This window comes from Streptomyces sp. MJM8645 (assembly GCF_001625365.1).
GTDB lineage: Bacteria > Actinomycetota > Actinomycetes > Streptomycetales > Streptomycetaceae > Kitasatospora.
The window spans coordinates 5,164,990-5,183,549 of record NZ_LJJF01000001.1; the positions used below are offsets into that span (position 1 = coordinate 5,164,990).

An 18,560-nucleotide genomic window follows, 5' to 3' on the forward strand; every position below is an offset into this window, starting at 1 on the left:
TGTACGGCGGGGTCCGCTGCCCAGGCCCCGCCGTACCGGGCGTACAGGGGGCCTAGGCGCTGCGGCCGACCAGTTCGTAGCCGGCCTCGTCGACGGCGCTGCGGACCTGCTCGTCGTTCAGCGGGGCGAGGGAGGAGACCGTCACGGTGCCGGCCTTGGAGTCGGCGGCGACCTCGGTGACGCCGGTGAGGGCGGAGAGCTCCTCGCTGATCGCCTTCTCGCAGTGGCCGCAGCTCATGCCGGTCACGGTGTAGGTGGTGGTGCTGGACATCCGGGCCTCCGGGAGGTGTGGCGCCCCGGGCGTCGGCCCGGGCTCTACTCTGACAACACCATACCCCTCAGGGGTATTTCCGGGAGGGGTGGGTGAAGTGGCGCGCGTCACGGACGCGTGCGCCGGTCGAGCGTATGCGCCGGACCGCCTCAGGCCGGGGAGGCCGGGAGCTGGGCCGGGATCGGCGCGCGCTCGCGCCGGATCAGCAGCCGCAGCCAGAGCAGCCCGCCCAAGGAGACCACGAGCAGTCCGGCCGTGTCGTAGAGGGTGTACAGGTGTACCTGCTCGCTGGTGGGGTCGGGCATGTGGCCGAGCCCGAACAGGGCGCGCTGCCAGGAGCTCGCGGTGGTCTTGGCGACCAGCCAGACGGCGATGCCGCTCGTGCTGTCCCAGAGCGCGTGCAGCAGCGATACGCCCAGGTAGGTGACGGCGACCGGGGTGGTGAAGCGGAACCGCCCGCCGCGGCGCTCGCTGAACAGCACCCCGCCGACGATCGCCGTCCACAGGATGTGGCCGACCGGCGCGAGCACCCCGCGCAGGATCTCCGTCTCGACCAGGTCCTCGAGCGAAAGCCCCTGGATGCTCAGCACGGCGTTGAACGCGTACCCGGCGCTCTCGAACGCGGCGAACCCCGCGCCGACGGTGGCGCCGAGCACCAGCCCGTGCCGCAGCCCGCTGACCCGCAGTCGGCGGCTCACCATGACCAGGGCGGCCAGCTTGGCCGCCTCCTCGATCAGCCCGACGGCGACGTACATCGAGGCCGAGGGCGAGACCAGGTAGCTCTCCAGCACCGAGGCGCCCAGGACGCCGATGATGCCGCCGACGCCGAAGCAGGCGAAGATCCGGTCCGGGCCGAGGTCGCCGGCGTAGCGCTCGTAGGCCCAGATCACCACGGTGGCCGGGACCAGGAAGCTGCCGAGCAGCACGATCGTCGGGACGAGGTTGCTGTTCCCGGTGAGGAACGTGACGACGACGGTGGCGCCCCAGAGCAGCAGGCCGACGGCGAAGACCCTCAGCCAGTGGTCGGACGTGGCCGTCGTGCGGGCCGGGGCGTCGGAGATGCGGGGGGTGTTGCGGTAGCCGGACACCGGTCAGGGCCTCCTCGGGGTAGCCGCTTTGGTCGAACTGTATGACAAATGGGGCATTTAGGGGCGATCGGGACGCCCGTGCGGCGGGGCGGCGATCGCGGCAGACGGAAACGCGGTAGGCGGGCGGGTGGGTGCCGCGAACGTCCCTTATGTTCGGTATGTGTTCCCGACCCGCCGTGCCCAGTCCCCCTCGGCCCCCAGCGCCGCCGGGCTGCCGCCGGACCGGCGGCGCGGCGCCCTGCTGGCCGCCGACCTCCAGGACGTGCCGTTCTGGCGGCGGGCCAGCCCGGCGCTGCTCGCCGTGCTCCTGGTCGCACTCGCTGACCTCCTCTCCGGCAAGGACCGCTACCTGGCACCGCTGATGACCGTCGTCCCGGCCGCCGCCGCGCTCACCCTCAGACCGGGCGAACTGCTCGCCGTCTGCGCGCTCGGCCTGCTCGCGGTCTTCGGGCTCAGCCACTACGACGAGGTCGACAACATCAACGACGCGCGCTTCCTTTACGGTGCGATGGTCAGCTATGCCGTGTTGACGCTCTTCTCCGCCTGGGTCGCCAAGATCCGGATGCGGCGCGCGGCGGCCTTCGCGGCCGTCAGCTCCGTCGCCGAGGCCGCCCAGCGGGCCCTGCTGCGGCTGCCCGGGCCGGCCGTCGGGCCGCTGCGGCTGGCCGTCCGGTACGTGTCGGCGGCCGACGCCTCACGGATCGGCGGGGACCTGTACTCGGTGCTGGAGACGCCGCACGGCACCCGGGTCGCGGTCGGGGACGTCCGGGGCAAGGGGCTCTCCGCCGTGCAGACCGCGGCCGTGGTGCTCGGCGCGTTCCGGGAGGCCGCGTACGACGAGGCCGGGCTGCGGGGCGTCGCGGCGCGGATCGAGGCCAGCGTCGAGCGGCACGTCCCGGACGGGGAGTTCACCACCGCGCTGTTCGCGGAGTTCCGCACGCCCGGGGTGATGGAACTGCTGCAGTACGGGCACGTCCCGCCGATCCGGGTCGACGGTGACGGGCGGGCGCACGTGCTGGACGCCCCCGACCCCTGGGTGCCGCTCGGCCTCGGACGGCTGGCGACGGGCGAACCGGCCAGCTGGGACCAGCCGTTCGGGGCGGAGGACGTGCTGGTGCTCTGCACGGACGGGGTGGTCGAGGCGCGGCACCGCAAGAGCGGGGAGTTCTACCCGCTGGCGGAGCGGGTCGGGCCGCTGGTGCGGGGCGCCACGCGGTCGGAGGGGGATCTGGAGGCGGCGGTGGGGCGGGTGTACGCGGACCTGCTCGCGCACACGGGCGGGGAACTGCGGGACGACGCCCTGCTGTTGCTGATCGCCAGGACGGACGGCTGAGGGCCGGCCTCCTCCCCATCCTCCTCATCCTCCCCGCGCGGGCGTCCGCGCGAGGAGGAGGGTGCCTCAGGACGCGGTGACGTCGGCGAGGGCGCGGAAGAGGAGGGCGGTGGAGGTGGCGCCAGGGTCCTGGTGCCCGATGCTGCGCTCGCCGAGGTAGGAGGCGCGGCCCTTGCGGGCCTGGAGGGGGACGGTGTCGCGGGCGCCCTGGTCGGCGGCCTCGGCGGCGGCGGCCGCCGCCTCGGGGAGGGTGGCCCCGGCGCCGGCCGCGGCACGGAAGGCGGCGACGGCCGGGGTGTAGGCGTCGACGATGGTCTTGTCCCCGGGCACGGCCTTGCCGAGGGTGCGGACGGCGTCCAGCCCGGCCGCCAGTGCCTCGGCGACGGCGGCCGGGCCGGCCGGGTCGGTGGGGTCGGCCAGGGCGGGATCGGGCAGGGCGGCGCCGATCGCGCGGAAGGCCTTGCCGTAGAGCGGGCCGGAGGCGCCGCCGACCTTGGAGATCAGCGTGCTGCCCACCTTGGTGAGCACCGCGCCCGGGCCGGCCGGCCGGAGGCCGTCGAGGGCGGCCAGGGCGGCGGAGAAGCCGCGCCGGAGGTTGCTGCCGTGGTCGCCGTCGCCGATCGCCGAGTCCAGCTCGGTGAGCCGGCCCTGCTCCTTCTCGACGGCCGCGGCGATCGCGCGGACCCAGGCCTCGGCGAGGGGGGTGTCGAAGTCCATGACGTCTCCCGGCTCAGGCCCGCTTGAGGGCGGGGGTGTCGACGGGCGCGTCCCACAGCTCCAGCAGCTGCGGGTCGGCCTTGGTGAGGGTGAGCGAGAAGCCCGCCATGTCCAGACTGGTGACGTAGTTGCCGACCAGGCTGCGGGCCACCGTGATGCCGCGCTCGGCGAGCCGGGCGGCGACCTCGCCGTAGGCGATGTACAGCTCCAGCAGGGGGGTCGCGCCGAGGCCGTTGAGCAGGGCGATCACCTCGTCGCCCGGGGCCAGGTGGTGGTCGGCGAGGATGGTGTCGACCACCTCGGCGGCCAGCGCGCGGGCCGGGCGCAGCTTCTCGCGGCGACGGCCGGGCTCGCCGTGGATGCCGACGCCGACCTCGATCTCGTCCTCGGGCAGGTCGAAGCCGGGCTTGCCGGCGGCCGGGGTGGTGGCAGCGGTGAGCGCGATGGCGAAGGAGCGGGAGGCGGCGTTGACCCGCTCGCCCAGGGCGGCCACCTCGTCGAGCGGGGCGCCGCGTTCGGCCAACGCTCCGGTGGCCTTCTCGACCAGGACGGTCGCCCCGGTGCCGCGGCGGCCGGCCGTCCAGGTGGAGTCCTCGACCGCGACGTCGTCATCGACCAGGACGGTGCGGACCGCCAGGCCCTCCTCGGCGGCGAGTTCGGCGGCGAGCTCGAAGTTCATCACGTCGCCGGTGTAGTTCTTCACGATGAAGACGACGCCGGCGCCGCTCTCCACGGCCTTGGCGGCGGCCAGCATCTGGTCCGGTACCGGGGAGGTGAAGACCTCTCCGGGGCAGGCGGCGTCCAGCATGCCGGGGCCGACGAAGCCGCCGTGCAGCGGCTCGTGGCCGGAGCCGCCACCGGAGATCACCGCGACCTTGGGCCCGGCCGGGCGGGCGGCCCGGGTGATCACCCGGTTGGGGATGTCCACCGTCAGCTCGGGGTGGGCGGCGGCGACTCCGGCCAACGCGTCCTCCAGGACGCTCTCCGGGGTGTTGATCAGCTTCTTCAACGCTCTTCGCTCCCTTGTGCGGGTCGTCGGCCGTGGACGCTGCTGCCCCGACGCTACGCCAGACGGGGGTGGTGGGCACGGGGTGCGACACGCGGGATTCGCGTCACTCTCCCGGAGTAGCAGCGTCGGCCGCGGGGTCGGTCGTAGGGTCGGGCGCATGAGCGAACACGTGGGTATCGTCCTGGTCTCGCACAGCGCCCGACTGGCCGCCGGGCTGCGCGAGCTGCTCGCCGAACTCGCCCCGGGCGGCGTGCGGGTGGTGTGCGCGGCGGGTACGGAGGACGGCGGGCTCGGCACCAGCTACGACCTGATCGCGCGGGCCGTCGCCGAGGCGGACGGCGGGGCGGGCGTGGTCGTGCTGCCGGACCTCGGCAGCTCGGTGCTCACCGCCGTCACGGTGCTGGAGGACGAGCCGCGCCCGGGCGTGCGGCTGGTGGACGCGCCGTTCGTGGAGGGCGCGGTGGCGGCCGCCGTCACCGCCTCGACCGGGGCGGCGCTGGCGGAGGTGGTCGCGGCGGCCGAGGAGGCCCGCTCGTTCCGGAAGCTGTGAAGCCGCGGGGCCGGAGACCGGGAAGAGGGGGCGGCTACTTGGCGTCGGCGTAGCAGTCCACCACCGCCGTCGTGAGCGGGAAGCGGACCGGGGTGTCGCCGAACACCAGACGGCGGGCCTCGTCGGCCGCCTCGGCGACCGCGGCGGCCACCTCGTCGGCGAGGTTGGCCGGGGTGTGCACGATCACCTCGTCGTGCTGGAAGAACACCAGGTGCGGGCGTTCCGCCGGGCCGGCCGTCGGCAGCTCGCCCAGCCGGCGGCGCAGGGCGGCGAGCAGGGCGAGTGCCCAGTCGGCGGCGCTGGCCTGGATGACGAAGTTGCGGGTGAAGCGGCCGCGGGCGCGGGCCTGCCGGCCGCCGGCCTCGCCGGCCGTGTCGGGGGCCTCGGTGAGGTCGAGGAACTCGGCGGAGGCGGGCGGGCAGACCCGGCCCAGCCGGGAGGCGACCACCCCGCCGTCCTCGCCGGTGCGGGCGGCGGCCTCGACGTAGCCCATCGCGGCGGGGTAGCGGTGGCGCAGGGTGTTCAGCAGCGGGCCGATGTCGCCGCTGGTCTGCCCGTACATGGCGCCGAGCAGGCCGAGCTTGGCCTTGTCGCGGTCGCCCTGGAAGGCGTTGGCGGCCAGCGCCTCGTACAGGTCGCCGCCGGCGGCGGTGCGGGCCAGCCCGGCGTCCTGGGAGAGGGCGGCGAGCACCCGGGGCTCCAACTGGGCGGCGTCGGCGACGACCAGCAGCCAGCCCGGGTCGGCGACGACGGCGCGGCGCAGGATGCGCGGGATCTGCAGTGCGCCGCCGCCGCGGCTGGCCCAGCGTCCGGAGACCACGCCGCCGACCACGTACTCGGGCCGGAACCGGCCGCCGCGGGCCCAGGCGTCCTGCCAGGCCCAGCCGTGCGCGGCGTGGATCCGGGACAGCTCCTTGTAGCGGATCAGCAGCGCGGCGGCCGGGTGGGCGACGCCCTTGAGCTCCCAGGAGCGGGTGGAGCCGAGCTGGATGCCGTTCTCGGCGAAGGCGCGCAGCACCTGGGTGTGCGAGTCGGGGTTGAACGGGCGCCCGCCGAGGGCCTGTTGGAGTTCGACGGAGAGGTCGGCGAGCAGTCTCGGCTGGGCGCCGGGGACGGTCGGGCGGGGGCCGAGGAGTTCGGTGAGCAGCTGGTCGTGGACGTCGGCGCGCCAGGGCAGCCCGTCGTACGCGATCTCGGCGGCGACGAGTGCGCCGGCGGACTCGGCGGCGACCAGCAGCCGGAACCGGTGCCGGGCGGCCGGGTCGGCGATCGCGGCGAGCCGGCGCTGCTGCTCGGCGTGGACGGCGACGACGGCGGTCAGCGGGTCGGCGCCGGGCGGCAGTTGCAGCCGGTCGGGCGCGAACAGGGTGTCCTGCCCGTCGTCGGCCTCGGCGGAGCCGGGCTCGGGCAGGTCGTCCGGGACGGGCAGGCCGCGCAGCCGGGACCAGGCGGCGCCGAGCGAGCGCGGCGCGCCGAACCGGCCCTCGTGCGCCAGCAGCAGGGCCTCGACCAGGCGCAGGTCGTGGCAGCGGGCGAGCCGGTCGGGCAGCCGGGGCAGCAGCGGCGCGTAGGCGCTGTCGGTGGCGGCCCACACCCAACGGGAGTGCTCGGCGGCCTCCCGGGCGGCGACGGCGGCGGCGAGGTCGGGGACCTTCTCGGGCGGGCCGAGCGGGGTGCCGGCGTCGTCGAGCGGCTGGAGCCGGCCGCCGGGGCCGTGCGGGTCGGGGGCGAGGGCCGTCCTGGGTGCCACGGGGGCGTCTCCTCTCCGGCGCGCTGTTCTGGCGTGCGGGTACGGGCACGGGTGTGCGGTCGTTCGGGTGTCCGGGCTCGACGTTAACGGGTGGGTACGACAACGGGGGCGGGGGCGCATAGGCAGGGTGGGTGACACGGCGTAGGGTCGGCGAAATGACCGAGAACCCGTTCTTCAAGCCCAGCCCCCTGGTCTACGAACTGCCGCCCTTCGCCGAGATCCGGCCGGAGCACTTCCTGCCCGCGTACGAGCGCGGGATGGCGGAGCAGCTGGCCGAGATCGCGGCGATCACCGCGGATCCGCGGCCGCCGACGCCGGACAACACCCTGGTCGCCCTGGAGCGTTCCGGGGAGCTGCTGCGCCGGGTGGACGCGGTGTTCCGCAACCAGTCGTCCTCGGACACCAGCGAGCCGGTCGACGAGGTGGAGACCGCGGTGAGCCCGCTGCTGGCCGCGCACCACGACGCGATCCACCTGGACCGCGCCCTGTTCGCCCGGATCGAGGAGCTGTACGGGCGCCGCGCCGACCTGGGTCTGGACCCGGAGTCGCTGCGGCTGCTGGAGACCCGGCACACCCGTTTCGTCCGCTCCGGCGCCCGGCTGGGCGAGGCGGAGCAGGCCCGGCTGCGCGAGCTGAACGCCGAACTCGCCGCGCTCGGCACGACGTTCCAGCAGAACGTGAACGCCGCCAGCAAGGCCGCCGCGCTGGTCGTGGACGCGGCCGAGGAGCTGGACGGGCTGTCCGCGGACGAGGTCGCCGCCGCTGCGGAGAACGCCCGGGTGCTCGGGCAGGAGGGCCGGTTCGTGCTGTCCCTGAAGAGCACCTCCGGCCAGCCCGAACTGGCCCGGCTGACCGACCGGTCGGTGCGCGAGCGGCTGCTGGCGGCCTCGCTCGACCGGGGCCTGGCGGTCAACGGCCCGCTGGCGATCCGGATGGCCGGGCTGCGCGCCGAGCGGGCCGCGCTGCTGGGGCACCCGAGCCACGCCGCGTACGTGGTGGAGGACGAGACCGCGGGCACGGTGGAGGCGGTGTCCGGGCTGCTGGCCCGGCTGGTGGGTCCGGCGGTGGCCAACGCCGGCCGGGAGGCCGCCGAGCTGGCCAAGCTGGCGGCGGCGGACGGGATCGAGGAGATCGCCGCGCACGACTGGGCGTACTACTCGGAGAAGGTCCGGCAGAGCTCCTACCAGGTGGACGCGGCGGTGCTGCGCCCGTACTTCGAGCTGGAGCGGGTGCTCCGGGACGGCGTGTTCTTCGCCGCGGGGCTGGCGTACGGGCTGACCTTCACCGAGCGGCCGGACCTGACGGCCCACCACCCGGACGCGCGGGTCTTCGAGGTGTTCGAGGAGGACGGCGGTTCGCTCGGCCTGTTCATCGGTGACTTCCACGCCCGGGCGTCCAAGCGCGGCGGTGCCTGGATGGACGAGCTGGTGAGCCAGGCGGGGCTGACCGGCCGGCGGCCGGTGGTGATCAACAACCTGAACATCGCCCGCCCGGCGCCGGGCGAGCCGGTGCTGCTGGCCTGGGACGAGGTGCGCACGCTCTTCCACGAGTTCGGGCACGCGCTGCACGGGCTGTTCTCGGACGTGCGGTACCCACTGTTCGCGGGCACCTCGGTGCCCCGGGACTTCGTCGAGTTCCCCTCGCAGGTCAACGAGATGTGGATGGTCCGGCCGGAGGTGCTGGCCAACTACGCGCGCCACCACGTGACCGGGGAGCCGCTGCCGGCCGAGCTGGTCGAGCGGATGGTGGCGGCCGAGGGCTTCGGGGAGGGCTTCCGGACGGTGGAGTACCTCGCGGCGACGCTGCTGGACTGGGCCTGGCACACCGTGCCGCAGGGCCGGGAGATCGCGGACGCCGAGGAGTTCGAGGCACGGGCGCTGGCGGAGGCCGGGATCGCGGTGCCGGCGATCCCGCCGCGCTACCGGACGGCGTACTTCCAGCACGTCTTCGCCAGCGGCTACAGCGCCGGGTACTACGCGTACATCTGGTCGGAGGTGCTGGACGCCGACACCGTGCAGTGGTTCGAGGGCAACGGGCGTGCGGTGCGGGAGAGCGGCGAGCTGTTCCGGCGCGAGCTGCTGTCACGCGGCTACGGCCGGGACCCGCTGGAGTCCTTCCGTGCGGTGGTCGGCCGGGCGCCGGAGACCGGGCCGCTGTTGGCGCGGCGGGGCCTGGTCTAGCCGTTTCCCGGGCGGCCCCGGTGGCGGTCAGCGCGGTGTGACCGTGACCGTCACCGGGGTGCCCGGGCGGGCGTGCGGGAGGCGGATCCGGACGGTTCCGGCCCGCCCGCCGGCCGGCTGTTCGACGTCGACGCGGGCGGCGGCGGGGGTGACGGTGACGTCGGCGCCGTGCGGGAACGCCGCCGGGGGCAGGACGAGTTCGCTGCCGTGCCGGGTGCCGTCGGCGCTCCAGCGGACGGTGGTGGCGCCGGTGCGCACGTCCGTTCCGGCGACGGCCGCCGGGTACGGGCCGAAGGCGGGTTCGTCGCCGGGGGCGGGGCGCCCGGCCGGGTCGAGCGCGCAGTAGCCGCCGGTGCCGCGGCACCAGTACCACATGGTCCAGCCCTCGGCGAAGCCGTCCATCGCGGCGACCTGTCGGCGGACCAGCAGGGTGTTGCCCGGCCTGCGGGAGTCGGGCGGGCCCCATTCGCCGACCAGGACGGGCAGGCGGTGGGCGGCGGGGTAGGCGGTGATCGCGGCGGTGTAGCGCTCGACGAAGCCGTCGGCCGGGTCCCAGTCGGCGCCGTTCTCGACCGCGGTGTCGTAGAAGTGCGGTGCGTAGCCGAGCCGGGGCGGGCCGGGGCGAGGGTCGTCGAAGCCGGGCAGCCGGGTGGGCACGCCCTGGCCGACCAGGACGGTGGGTTCGACGAACAGCCAGGCGCGGGAGTCGACCCGGCGTACGGCGGCGATCAGGCGGCGGTACATGTCGGCGAGCCGGCCCTGTTCGAGGGCGGCGGAGGCGGCGGCGAGGACGGCCGGGTCGGTCGGGTCGCCGTCCACCGGGCCGAACGGCTCGTTGAACAGGTCGTAGCCCAGCAGCGAGCGGTGGCCGCGCAGTTCGAGGGCGAGCCGGGTGTAGAAGTCGGCCTGCCAGGCGCGCAGGTCGGGGTCGTCGTAGAGGTGGCGGAAGGCGGCCTGGACGGCGGGCTGGAAGTACCCGGCGAACCAGTCGTTCGGGTCGGGGGTGAACGGCAGGCCGTCGTCCCGGGTGGCCCAGGGCGGGATGCCGCGGTCGCCGCCGCCGAACGCCGGCCCGTAGACGTCCTGGTGCAGGTCGATCAGGGCGAGCAGGCCGTACCGGTCGGCCCAGCCGAGGAGTTGGCGCAGCCGGTGCAGTTCGGTCGGGTCGAGGCGGCCGCGGACGGGCTCCAGCCTGTTCCAGGAGACCGCCACCCGGATCAGGGTGAAGCCCTGCGCGGCCAGGGACTTGAGGTCGGCCTCGGTGGTCTCGGCGTACTTGTCGAGGTTGAAGCCGCGCAGTTGGAGGCGGCGGCCCTGGGCGTCGGTGAAGGCGGTGCGGCCGTCGGGGCCGGTGGCCGTTGAAGCGGGGAACCGCGCGGGCGGGCCGCCGTGGGCGCCGTCGTGCGCGGCGGCGGGGGTGGCGGGGGCCGCGGTGAGGGCCGTGGTGGCGGCGAGCAGCAGGGCGGCGGCGGTGCGGCGCAGGCGCATCGGGACCTCGTACGGCGCGGGGGTGGGGGCCCGATGATGCCTGCGGTGCCGGGTGTCGCACAAGGGCCTTGCACGGAAGGGGAGTTCAGTCGGCGTCCGGAGCCGGATCCGGAGCCGGGGCCGGGGTGGCGGGGGTGGGCAGGTCCGCGGCGGCGGCCAGGCGGCCCCAGAGCAGGTCGGCGAGCGCCTGCACCATGCGGGTGCGTGAGCAGGGTCTGGTCTCCAGCCACCAGTCGCCGGCCGCCAGCACCATGCCGGTGATGCCCCGGCCCCAGGCCTCGGCGAGCAGCTCGCGGTCGGCGCCGAGGTCGACCTGGTTCTGTACGGCCCGGGTGATCTCCGCGGCGATCTGCCGCAGTGCGGGGGCGAGTGCGGTGCCGGGGCCGCTCGGGTCGCCCGGTTCGGGGTGGGTGAGCAGCCGGTAGACCTGCGGGCGGGCCTCGATCCCGGCCAGGTAGGTGTCCAGGACGTGTTCGACCCGGTCGCGGCGCTCCAGCGGTTCGGCGAGGGCGGCCCGGACGGCGGCCAGCAGACCGCTGGTGTGGCGCTCGGTGAGGGCTGTGATCAGGCCGTTCCGGTCGCCGAAGTGGCGGTAGAGGATCGGTTTGGTGATGCCGGCCTCGGCGGCGATGGCGTTCATGCTGGCGGTCGGGCCGTTCCGCTGGATGACCCGGTCGGCGGCGTTGAGCAGCTGCTCGCGGCGGGGCTCTCGGGACATGTGCTGCTCCTTGGATTCGGGGTCTGACTGGGCGTTGACACCGGTTACCAATCAGTAGCAGACTCCGACGATGTTACCCGAGGTAACCCCCCTGGTCGGCCGTACCCCTTCTTCGGAGGCAAGCACCATGAGCAGCACGTTCTCGCTGGACCCGGGTGCGGACCAGCTCGCCGTACGCGACTGGCTGCACGGCTTCGCCGCCGACGTCGTCCGCCCCGCCGCGGCCGAGTGGGACGAGCGTGAGGAGACCCCCTGGCCGATCATCCAGGAGGCCGCCAAGCTGGGCATCTACTCGCTGGACTTCTACGCCCAGCAGTACTTCGACCCCTCCGGCGTCGGCATTCCGATCGCCATGGAGGAGCTGTTCTGGGGCGACGCGGGCATCGGGCTGTCCATCGTCGGCACCACGCTGGCCGCCGTCGCGGTGCTCGCCAACGGCACCGACGAGCAGATCGGCACCTGGACGCCGCAGATGTTCGGCACCCCGGACGACCTCAAGGTGGCCGCGTTCTGCTCCTCCGAGCCCGACGCCGGCTCCGACGTCTCCGCGCTGCGCACCCGGGCGGTGTACGACGGGGCCAAGGACGAGTGGGTGCTCAACGGCACCAAGACCTGGGCCACCAACGGCGGGATCGCCGCCGTCCACGTCGTCGTCGCCACCGTCGACCCGGAGCTCGGGGCGAAGGGCCAGGCCTCCTTCGTCGTCCCGCCGGGCACCCCCGGGCTGAGCCAGGGCCAGAAGTTCAAGAAGCACGGCATCCGCGCCTCGCACACCGCCGAGGTGGTGCTGGACGGCGTCCGGGTGCCCGGCAGCTGCCTGCTCGGCGGCAAGGAGAAGCTGGACGAGCGGCTGGCCCGGGCCCGTGAAGGGGTCAAGCGCCCGGGGGGCAGGGGAAACGCGGCGATGGCCACCTTCGAGGCCTCCCGGCCGGCCGTCGGCGCGCAGGCGATCGGCATCGCCCGGGCCGCGTACGAGGTGGCGCTGGACTACGCGAGGACCCGCGAGCAGTTCGGCCGCCCGATCATCGACAACCAGGGCGTGGCCTTCCAGCTCGCCGACATGAAGACCCGGATCGACGCCTCCCGCCTGCTGGTGTGGCGGGCCTCCTGGATGGCGGCCAACAACCAGCCGTTCACCGCGGCCGAGGGCTCGATGTCCAAGCTGTACGCGGGCGAGACGGCCAAGTGGGTCACCGCGCAGGCGATGCAGATCCTCGGCGGCAACGGCTTCACCCGGGAGTACCCGGTGGAGCGGATGCACCGGGACAGCGCGATCTACTCGATCTTCGAGGGGACCAGCGAGATCCAGCGGCTGGTGATCGCGCGGGCGATCTCGGGGATGCCGATCCGCTGAGCCCGCTGAGTTCGCCGGGCTACCGGGCCGCCCAGAAGGCGAGTCCGGCGGTGAGCGCGCCCACCGCCGCGCCGACGATGGTCTGCGCGGTGGTGTGGTCCCGCAGCACCACCCGGGACCAGCCGATCGCCGCGACCAGCGGGGCGAGCAGCAGCCACAGCGGGCCGAGCGCGATCCCGAGGCAGACCACCGCGCCGGCGGCCACGGCGGTGTGCACGGAGACCTTCCACCAGACGGTGATCACCAGGATCGGGACCAGCGAGGCGAACATCGCCAGCACCATCGCGGTCAGGTCGGCCGGGGCGTCCAGCCAGAGCATCACGGCGAAGCTGGTCGCGACCGAGCCCATGATGAACGGGATGACGGTCAGCCGGCGCTGCCGGTGGCCGACGTGGCGGTCCTCCAGGGTGCCCTTGCGGATGCCGCGCTGGATGAACATGGTCGGGATGACGGCCGCGAACAGGGCCGCGAAGGCCGCCCAGCCGAGGCCCGTCCAGCCGTAGCGGATGACGCCCATCAGCGGGAGCATCGCGATGATGACGTTCTTCGGCTCGACGCCGTCGGTGACCCGGCGGGCCCAGATCGTCCGGCTGGTGGGGGCGGTCGTGGCCTCGGTCGTCATCGGGGTGTGTGCTCCGGGTGCGCAAAGGGGTCGGCGTGAGGGCTCGGCGTGAAAGGTCGGCGCGACGGGGGCGTCGGGGCGCGGGCGTCGGGACGGCCCGGCGCCGATCGGATGATCGTACGCGAGCCCGTCCGCGCGGCCGGTGCCCGGACCTGGTGCCCGGCCCCGGTCGGACCTGGTGCCCGGCCCCGGTCAGAACCGCGCCGGGCGGCCCTCCAGGAACGCGGCCAGCCCCTCGGGCACGTCCGAGGTCTCCCGGGAGCGGCGCTCCCAGGGCGCCAGCGCCTGCGCCGCCCGCTCCGCCGGGACGGCCAGCGCGGCCTTCACCGCACCGATGGTCTGGGCCGAGCGCCGGGTCAGCAGTCGGGCGAACTCCAGCGCGGCGGCGTCCAGTTCGGCGCCCGGCAGGACGCGTTCCGCCAGGCCCAGCGGCAGCGCGTCGCGGCCCGTCACCAACTCGCCGGAGAACAGCAGGTACTTGGCGCGGGCCGGGCCGACCAGCCGGGCCAGCCGTACGGTCGGCACCGCAGGGTAGACCACGCCGAGCTTGGCCGGGGTGATCCCCAGCCGGGCGTCCTCGGCGACGAACCGCAGGTCGCACGCGACGGCCAGCTGGCAGCCGCCGCCCACGCAGGCGCCCTGCACCACGGCGACGGTCGGGTGCGGGAAGGCCGCCAGTGCCTCCTCGGCGGCGACGTTGACCGCGTGGTAGGCGTCCGCGCGCTCCGGATCGCCGTACACCTCGGCGAGTTCGGCGATGTCCGCGCCCGCGCTGAAGGTGCCGCCGGCGCCGGTGACCAGCAGGGCGCGCACCCCCGGCTGCTCGGCGAGGCGCAGCAGCACCTTCGGCAGCGCCTGCCAGATCTCCAGGGTCACCGCGTTGCGCCGGTGCGGTCGGGCGAACTCCAGGACGGCGACGCCGTCCTCGCCGACGTACGCGTGCAGGCCCTCGGCGTGGGCGGGCAGGGCGGAGCGGTCCCGCGTGAGCAGCGGCTGGTCCATGCGCACCTCCGGGCGGTCGTGGTGCGCCCACTCTCTCAGGAGGCGACGGCGCAGTAGTCGCCGAGGCCGCCCTCGACCAGGGCGAAGGCGCGCGCGGCCCGGTCGAGGGCGGCGGGCAGGGCGGCCGCGGCGCGTTCGCCGGTCAGTATCCGGCGCTGGTTCTCGGTGGTCAGGGCCAGTCGGGCGGCCAGCAGTTGGGCGGCGGCGATCTGTGCGGTGAGCTCGTCGTGGGCCGGGTCCTGGGCGAGGAGTTCGGTGGTCAGCAGGCCCTGCGCGTGCCGGCCGAAGCCGGCGGTGGCGCGCATCGCCAGGGCCGGGGTGCGGTGGATCAGCCGGACCACGTCGAGCACGAGCGGTTCGTCGCTCAGCCCGGTGGCCGGGTCGTGCTGCTCCAGCGCGGCGAGGTACTGCTCGCGCAGCGCCGCCACCGCCGAGGTGCCGGGGGCGCGTTCGCGGACCACCCGGGCCGGCTCGTCGAGGTGCTGCTCCATGGGGGCCATGACCAGGTCTTCCTTGGTGGGGAAGTAGTTGAAGACGGTCATCTTGGACACCTCGGCGGCGGCCGCGATCTCGGCCACCGAGACCTGGTCGAAGTCCCGCTCGGCGAACAGCCCGATGGCGGTGCGCCAGATCCGGATGCCGGTCTGGATCTTCTTGCGCTCGCGCAGCGGGAGGGCGTCGAGGTCGCGGTCGTCGTCGGGGCTGAAGCCGGTGTGCGTCGCCATGGCTCGACTGTACCAGGATCAAAGATCGACCAGGATGAAGATTGAGCTGAGCTTAAGAATTGACCAGGTATAAAAAAACTGCCATGGTGAGGACGTGCCGCCGGCCGCACCGGCCCGGCCCGAACTCCACCGACCCTGGGGGGACTTACCGATGGCGCCCGCTGCCCCTGCCTTGATGACACCGGCCCAGCGCAACCTGGGCATGCTGCTCTGCCTGGTCACGATCGTGCTGGCCGTGCTCGACATGAACATCGTGTCCGCGGCCACCGTGCCGATCGTCCGGGAGCTCGACCCCGTCCACGGCGTCGACCGGCTGCCCTGGCTGATCAGCTCGTTCGCCCTCGCCGCGACCGCGCTGCTGCCGCTCTACGGCAAGCTCTGCGACCTGTACGGCGCCAAACGCGTGCTGCTCTGCGCGGTCGGCACCTTCCTGGTCGGCTCGGCGCTCTGCGGGCTCGCGCAGTCGATGGGCCAGCTGATCGCCTTCCGGGCCCTCCAGGGCATCGGCGGCGGCGGGCTGATGAGCGTCACCATGGTGGTCGTCGCCCACCTCAAGGACCCGGCCGAGCGCGGCAGCGGCAAGGGCGGCGCGATGGGCGGGATCGTCGCGGGCATCGGGATGGCGGTCGGCCCGCTGATCGGGGCGCTGTTCACCGACCACCTCGGCTGGCGCTGGATCTTCTACATCAACCTGCCGCTCGGCCTGCTCGTCCTGGTCGGCACCGCCCTGGTGATCAAGCTGCCGCCGGCGGCCGGCCGCCGCAGCCTGGACTTCCTCGGCGCGGCCCTCGCCGCCGCCTTCGCGACCGGGCTGCTGCTGGTCACCGAGTGGGGCGGCAAGGACTACGCCTGGACCTCCCCGGTGATCCTCGGGCTCGTCGCCGCCACCCTGGCCGCGTTCGGCCTCTTCGTGTGGCGCCAGGCCACCGCCGCCGAGCCGGTGCTGCCGCTGTCGCTGTTCCGGATCAGCGTGGTGCGCCTCGGCTTCGCGATCCAGGGCCTGGTCGGGATGGGCATGACCGGCTCGATCGTCTACGTGATGCTCTACCTGCAGATCGCCCGCGGCGTCGACCCCACCTCGGCCAGCCTCTACCTGATCCCGATGGCGGGCGGGATGACGGCGGTCGGCCTGCTGGCCGGCCGGCTCACCGCCCGCGGCTACGCGGAGCGCACCTTCCTGGTGGCCGGCGCGGGCTGCGCGGCGATCGCCCTGCTCCTGCTCGGCCTCAACGGCCCGACCACCGGGCTGTGGGCGGTCTGCGGCGAACTCGTCCTGCTGGGCGTCGGGATGGGCCAGCTGATCGGCCAGCTGGTCACGGTGGTGCAGGAGTCCGTCCCCCGGCACCACCTCGGCGTCGCGACCACCGGGATCCGCTTCTTCCAGACCCTCGGCAGCGCGCTCGGCGCGGCGCTCTTCGGCACCGTGCTGGCCCGGGTCTTCACGGACGGCGAGCCCGGCCTGCCACTCGGCGCCGTCCGGACGCTCGGCGGCGCGGCCCGCGAGCACGCGCTGCGCAGCTTCACGGACGCCGTCGACGTGGTGTTCCTGTCGGCCGGCGGTCTGCTGGTGCTGGTCCTGCTGCTCGCGCTGCGGGTGCCCAGGGCGGTGGCGGCGGCGGAGCCGCCGGTGCTGGCGGCCTGAGGGGCCTGAGGGGCCTGAGGGGCCTGAGGGGCCTGAGGGGCCTGAGGGGTCTTGGGGGTCTTGGGGGTCGGGGACGACGGCCCGGGGTGCGGGGTCCGGTGGGACACGGGGGTGTCCACCGGGCCCCGCCGCGTCCGGTCAGGCCCCGGGCGTCCACTCCGGAGCCAGGATCGACCAGATCTGCTTGTCGTGGCGGACCCCGTTGTGCGGGTACCACTCGCGCAGGGTGCCGTCCAGGCTCATGCCGACCCGCTCGGCGACGGCCCGGCTGCGGGCGTTGCCGGCGGAGCACCACCACTCGGCGCGGTGCAGGCCGCGGGTGGTGAAGGCGTAGTCGAGCAGCACCCGGACGCCGGCGGTGATCAGCCCGCCGCCCTCGCCGGCCGGCTCGGTCCAGGCGCCGATCTCGCAGACGCCGCTCTGGGCGTTGAAGCTCACGAACATCACGCCGCCGACCAGCGTGCCGTCCCGCCAGATGCCGTAGATCCGGCCGCTGTCGGCGGCCTGCTGGTCGGCGTAGCGCTGGAGGGTGGCGCGGGCGGAGTCGAGGTCGGTGGAGCGGGTGGCCCAGGGGATCCACGGGTCGGTGTGGGCGCGGGCGCGGTCGATGTGGGCCAGGAACTCGGCCGCCTGCCACGGCTCCAGCGGGCGCAGTTCGGCGTTCTCGGCGAGCGGTACGGCAAACATGGGCTGGCCTTTCACGGGATGCACGGTCCACGGGATGCGCGGTGTGCTGGGAACCATACATAACAAACGTTTGGTATGTACGATGACCCCCATGACGCCGGCCCGTGGAGACCATGACGCCCGCCGCCTGGAAGTGTCCGAGGGCGTGTGGCGGGTGCTCTCCAGCCGTGGCTTCGAAGGGCTGACCCTGCGTGCCGTGGCCACCGAACTGGGCGCCTCCACCGGCCTGTTGACGCACTACTTCCCCAACAAGCGGGCCCTGCTGAGCCACGCCCTGGACGAACTCGACCGGCGCTCCGGCTCCCGGCCCCGGCGCACCGCCCCCGCCGACGGCACCCCGCCGCCACCCCCCGGGCTGGCCCGACTGCGGGCCGCGCTGCTCGACGTCCTGCCGCTGGACGGGGCGGCGGCGGCCGGCAACCGGATCTGGGTCGGCTCCTGGGACGTCGCCCTGTCGGACCCCGCGCTCGCGGCCGCGCACGCGGGTCGCTACGCCCGCTCGCGCGAGGCCCTCGCGGTGCACGTCGCGGACGCCCAGCGGCTCGGGGAGCTCCCGGCCGGGGCCGACGCCGCCGCGCTCGCGACCGGCGCGCAGGCCTTCGCGCTCGGCCTGGTGGTGCAGGTGCTGTTCGCCCCGGCGGAGTTCCCGCCCGAGCGGCAGACCGCTCTGCTGGACGCCTACCTGGCCGGGCTCGCCACCGCCGACTGACTCACCACCGCTGGCTGACGCGCCACCGGCGGCAGACTCGCCGCCATCGGCTGAGCGGCCGGCCGGGCTCGCGATCACGGGCCGAGCGGCCGGCCGGGGACCCGACCGAGCGGCTTCCGGCCGAGTCGGTGGGGCGGATTGTCCCCGGAGCGTGATTCGCCCGGGATTTCGGTTGTTCGGGTCTTCTCCCGCATCCGATCCGCAGTGGCGGTCATCCGGAGCAGCCTGTTATCGCGGTGGCCATGACACGCATCGTCACGGGTTAGGTGCGGTGGGTGTACGCAATCAGGCGGTGTGCGGAGGGGATTTCCGGGAGCCCGCGACGGCCGGGCAATGCGGCCGCCGGCCTGGCGGCCTGCGGGAATGCCGAGGTGGTGCCCCCAGCAGGATTCGAACCTGCGACCTACCGCTTAGAAGGCGGGTGCTCTATCCGCTGAGCTATGGGGGCGGGACGGGCTGCGCCCGGGCGGGCGTGACCGTGGCCGGGTCGGGCGACGAGCGCCGGGGGCGCGCGTGTCCGGCCCCGTACCGTGAGGGTGGGGGTGGGGGTCGGTGGGCCCTCGACCTGTCGGGGACAGGATAAGGGTGCCCAGTTCCTCGGCCGAGTGTGACGACACCGCCGTTGGTGTGTCGGTTCGGTGGAGCGGTCCGATAATCGCAGGTGAACGCCGTGAGTGCAGCGGTCTGGGAGTGTTCCGAGCCGGACGTTGTGCAG

17 protein-coding genes and 1 tRNA gene are annotated in these 18,560 nt (G+C 74.4%); 6 read left to right on the plus strand and 12 right to left on the minus strand.

Features of this window, described 5'->3' with window-relative positions:
• Positions 1-52: 52 nt before the first annotated feature.
• Both A6F73_RS22225 and A6F73_RS22230 read right to left on the minus strand, forming a co-directional pair.
• Positions 53-382: a heavy-metal-associated domain-containing protein gene (locus A6F73_RS22225; RefSeq protein WP_347878549.1), complete on the minus strand. Its 330-nt coding sequence runs from the start codon at positions 380-382 to the stop codon at positions 53-55.
• Positions 383-420: 38 nt separating this feature from the next.
• Positions 421-1,359, minus strand: a complete 939-nt coding sequence (locus A6F73_RS22230; RefSeq protein ID WP_079135889.1) for a PrsW family glutamic-type intramembrane protease — start codon at positions 1,357-1,359, stop codon at positions 421-423.
• A 160-nt stretch (positions 1,360-1,519) separates the two neighbouring features.
• Between A6F73_RS22230 and A6F73_RS22235 the strand changes: the two genes are divergently transcribed.
• Positions 1,520-2,692: a PP2C family protein-serine/threonine phosphatase gene (locus A6F73_RS22235; RefSeq protein WP_244293462.1), complete on the plus strand. Its 1,173-nt coding sequence runs from the start codon at positions 1,520-1,522 to the stop codon at positions 2,690-2,692.
• Between the two features lie 66 nt (positions 2,693-2,758).
• Here the strand turns inward: A6F73_RS22235 and dhaL are convergent, their stop codons facing one another.
• Positions 2,759-3,409 (minus strand): dihydroxyacetone kinase subunit DhaL, encoded by a 651-nt coding sequence (gene dhaL / locus A6F73_RS22240; RefSeq protein ID WP_063349395.1) that lies wholly within the window; start codon positions 3,407-3,409, stop codon positions 2,759-2,761.
• Between the two features lie 13 nt (positions 3,410-3,422).
• Complete coding sequence (dhaK, locus tag A6F73_RS22245) at positions 3,423-4,418, minus strand: dihydroxyacetone kinase subunit DhaK (protein WP_063349396.1); 996 nt, start codon at positions 4,416-4,418, stop codon at positions 3,423-3,425.
• 157 nt (positions 4,419-4,575) lie between these two features.
• On the opposite strand from dhaK, the gene dhaM reads away from it, so the two are divergent.
• A complete protein-coding gene (dhaM, locus tag A6F73_RS22250; RefSeq protein WP_063349397.1) occupies positions 4,576-4,968 on the plus strand; it encodes a dihydroxyacetone kinase phosphoryl donor subunit DhaM in 393 nt (130 codons plus the stop codon).
• Between the two features lie 34 nt (positions 4,969-5,002).
• Here the strand turns inward: dhaM and A6F73_RS22255 are convergent, their stop codons facing one another.
• Positions 5,003-6,718, minus strand: a complete 1,716-nt coding sequence (locus A6F73_RS22255) for a bifunctional 3'-5' exonuclease/DNA polymerase (RefSeq protein WP_063349398.1) — start codon at positions 6,716-6,718, stop codon at positions 5,003-5,005.
• A 155-nt stretch (positions 6,719-6,873) separates the two neighbouring features.
• On the opposite strand from A6F73_RS22255, the gene A6F73_RS22260 reads away from it, so the two are divergent.
• A complete protein-coding gene (locus A6F73_RS22260) occupies positions 6,874-8,898 on the plus strand; it encodes a M3 family metallopeptidase (protein WP_063349399.1) in 2,025 nt (674 codons plus the stop codon).
• Between the two features lie 27 nt (positions 8,899-8,925).
• Here A6F73_RS22260 and A6F73_RS22265 read toward each other — a convergent pair whose 3' ends face one another.
• Complete coding sequence (locus A6F73_RS22265) at positions 8,926-10,386, minus strand: cellulase family glycosylhydrolase (protein WP_063349400.1); 1,461 nt, start codon at positions 10,384-10,386, stop codon at positions 8,926-8,928.
• Between the two features lie 85 nt (positions 10,387-10,471).
• Positions 10,472-11,104 carry a TetR family transcriptional regulator gene (locus tag A6F73_RS22270; protein ID WP_063349401.1) on the minus strand — a complete coding sequence of 211 codons (633 nt, stop codon included), beginning with the start codon at positions 11,102-11,104 and terminating at the stop codon, positions 10,472-10,474.
• Between the two features lie 127 nt (positions 11,105-11,231).
• Between A6F73_RS22270 and A6F73_RS22275 the strand changes: the two genes are divergently transcribed.
• Positions 11,232-12,458 (plus strand): acyl-CoA dehydrogenase family protein, encoded by a 1,227-nt coding sequence (locus A6F73_RS22275; RefSeq protein WP_063349402.1) that lies wholly within the window; start codon positions 11,232-11,234, stop codon positions 12,456-12,458.
• Between the two features lie 19 nt (positions 12,459-12,477).
• Here the strand turns inward: A6F73_RS22275 and A6F73_RS22280 are convergent, their stop codons facing one another.
• The 3 genes from A6F73_RS22280 to A6F73_RS22290 form a co-directional block, all read right to left on the minus strand.
• The gene (locus A6F73_RS22280; RefSeq protein WP_063349403.1) at positions 12,478-13,080 is read right to left on the minus strand and encodes a hypothetical protein; all 603 of its coding nucleotides are present in this window, start codon (positions 13,078-13,080) and stop codon (positions 12,478-12,480) included.
• Positions 13,081-13,272: 192 nt separating this feature from the next.
• Positions 13,273-14,082 (minus strand): enoyl-CoA hydratase/isomerase family protein, encoded by an 810-nt coding sequence (locus tag A6F73_RS22285; protein ID WP_079135891.1) that lies wholly within the window; start codon positions 14,080-14,082, stop codon positions 13,273-13,275.
• A 35-nt stretch (positions 14,083-14,117) separates the two neighbouring features.
• Entirely contained in the window at positions 14,118-14,807 is a 690-nt protein-coding gene (locus tag A6F73_RS22290) for a TetR family transcriptional regulator (RefSeq protein ID WP_063349404.1), read from the minus strand.
• Between the two features lie 175 nt (positions 14,808-14,982).
• On the opposite strand from A6F73_RS22290, the gene A6F73_RS22295 reads away from it, so the two are divergent.
• Complete coding sequence (locus tag A6F73_RS22295) at positions 14,983-16,449, plus strand: MFS transporter (RefSeq protein WP_208869105.1); 1,467 nt, start codon at positions 14,983-14,985, stop codon at positions 16,447-16,449.
• Between the two features lie 138 nt (positions 16,450-16,587).
• Here A6F73_RS22295 and A6F73_RS22300 read toward each other — a convergent pair whose 3' ends face one another.
• A complete protein-coding gene (locus A6F73_RS22300; RefSeq protein ID WP_063349405.1) occupies positions 16,588-17,136 on the minus strand; it encodes a GNAT family protein in 549 nt (182 codons plus the stop codon).
• Positions 17,137-17,227: 91 nt separating this feature from the next.
• On the opposite strand from A6F73_RS22300, the gene A6F73_RS22305 reads away from it, so the two are divergent.
• Positions 17,228-17,845: a TetR/AcrR family transcriptional regulator gene (locus A6F73_RS22305; RefSeq protein ID WP_208869106.1), complete on the plus strand. Its 618-nt coding sequence runs from the start codon at positions 17,228-17,230 to the stop codon at positions 17,843-17,845.
• A 372-nt stretch (positions 17,846-18,217) separates the two neighbouring features.
• Here A6F73_RS22305 and A6F73_RS22310 read toward each other — a convergent pair.
• Positions 18,218-18,293: transfer RNA gene (locus tag A6F73_RS22310), tRNA-Arg, on the minus strand.
• Positions 18,294-18,560 lie beyond the last annotated feature (267 nt).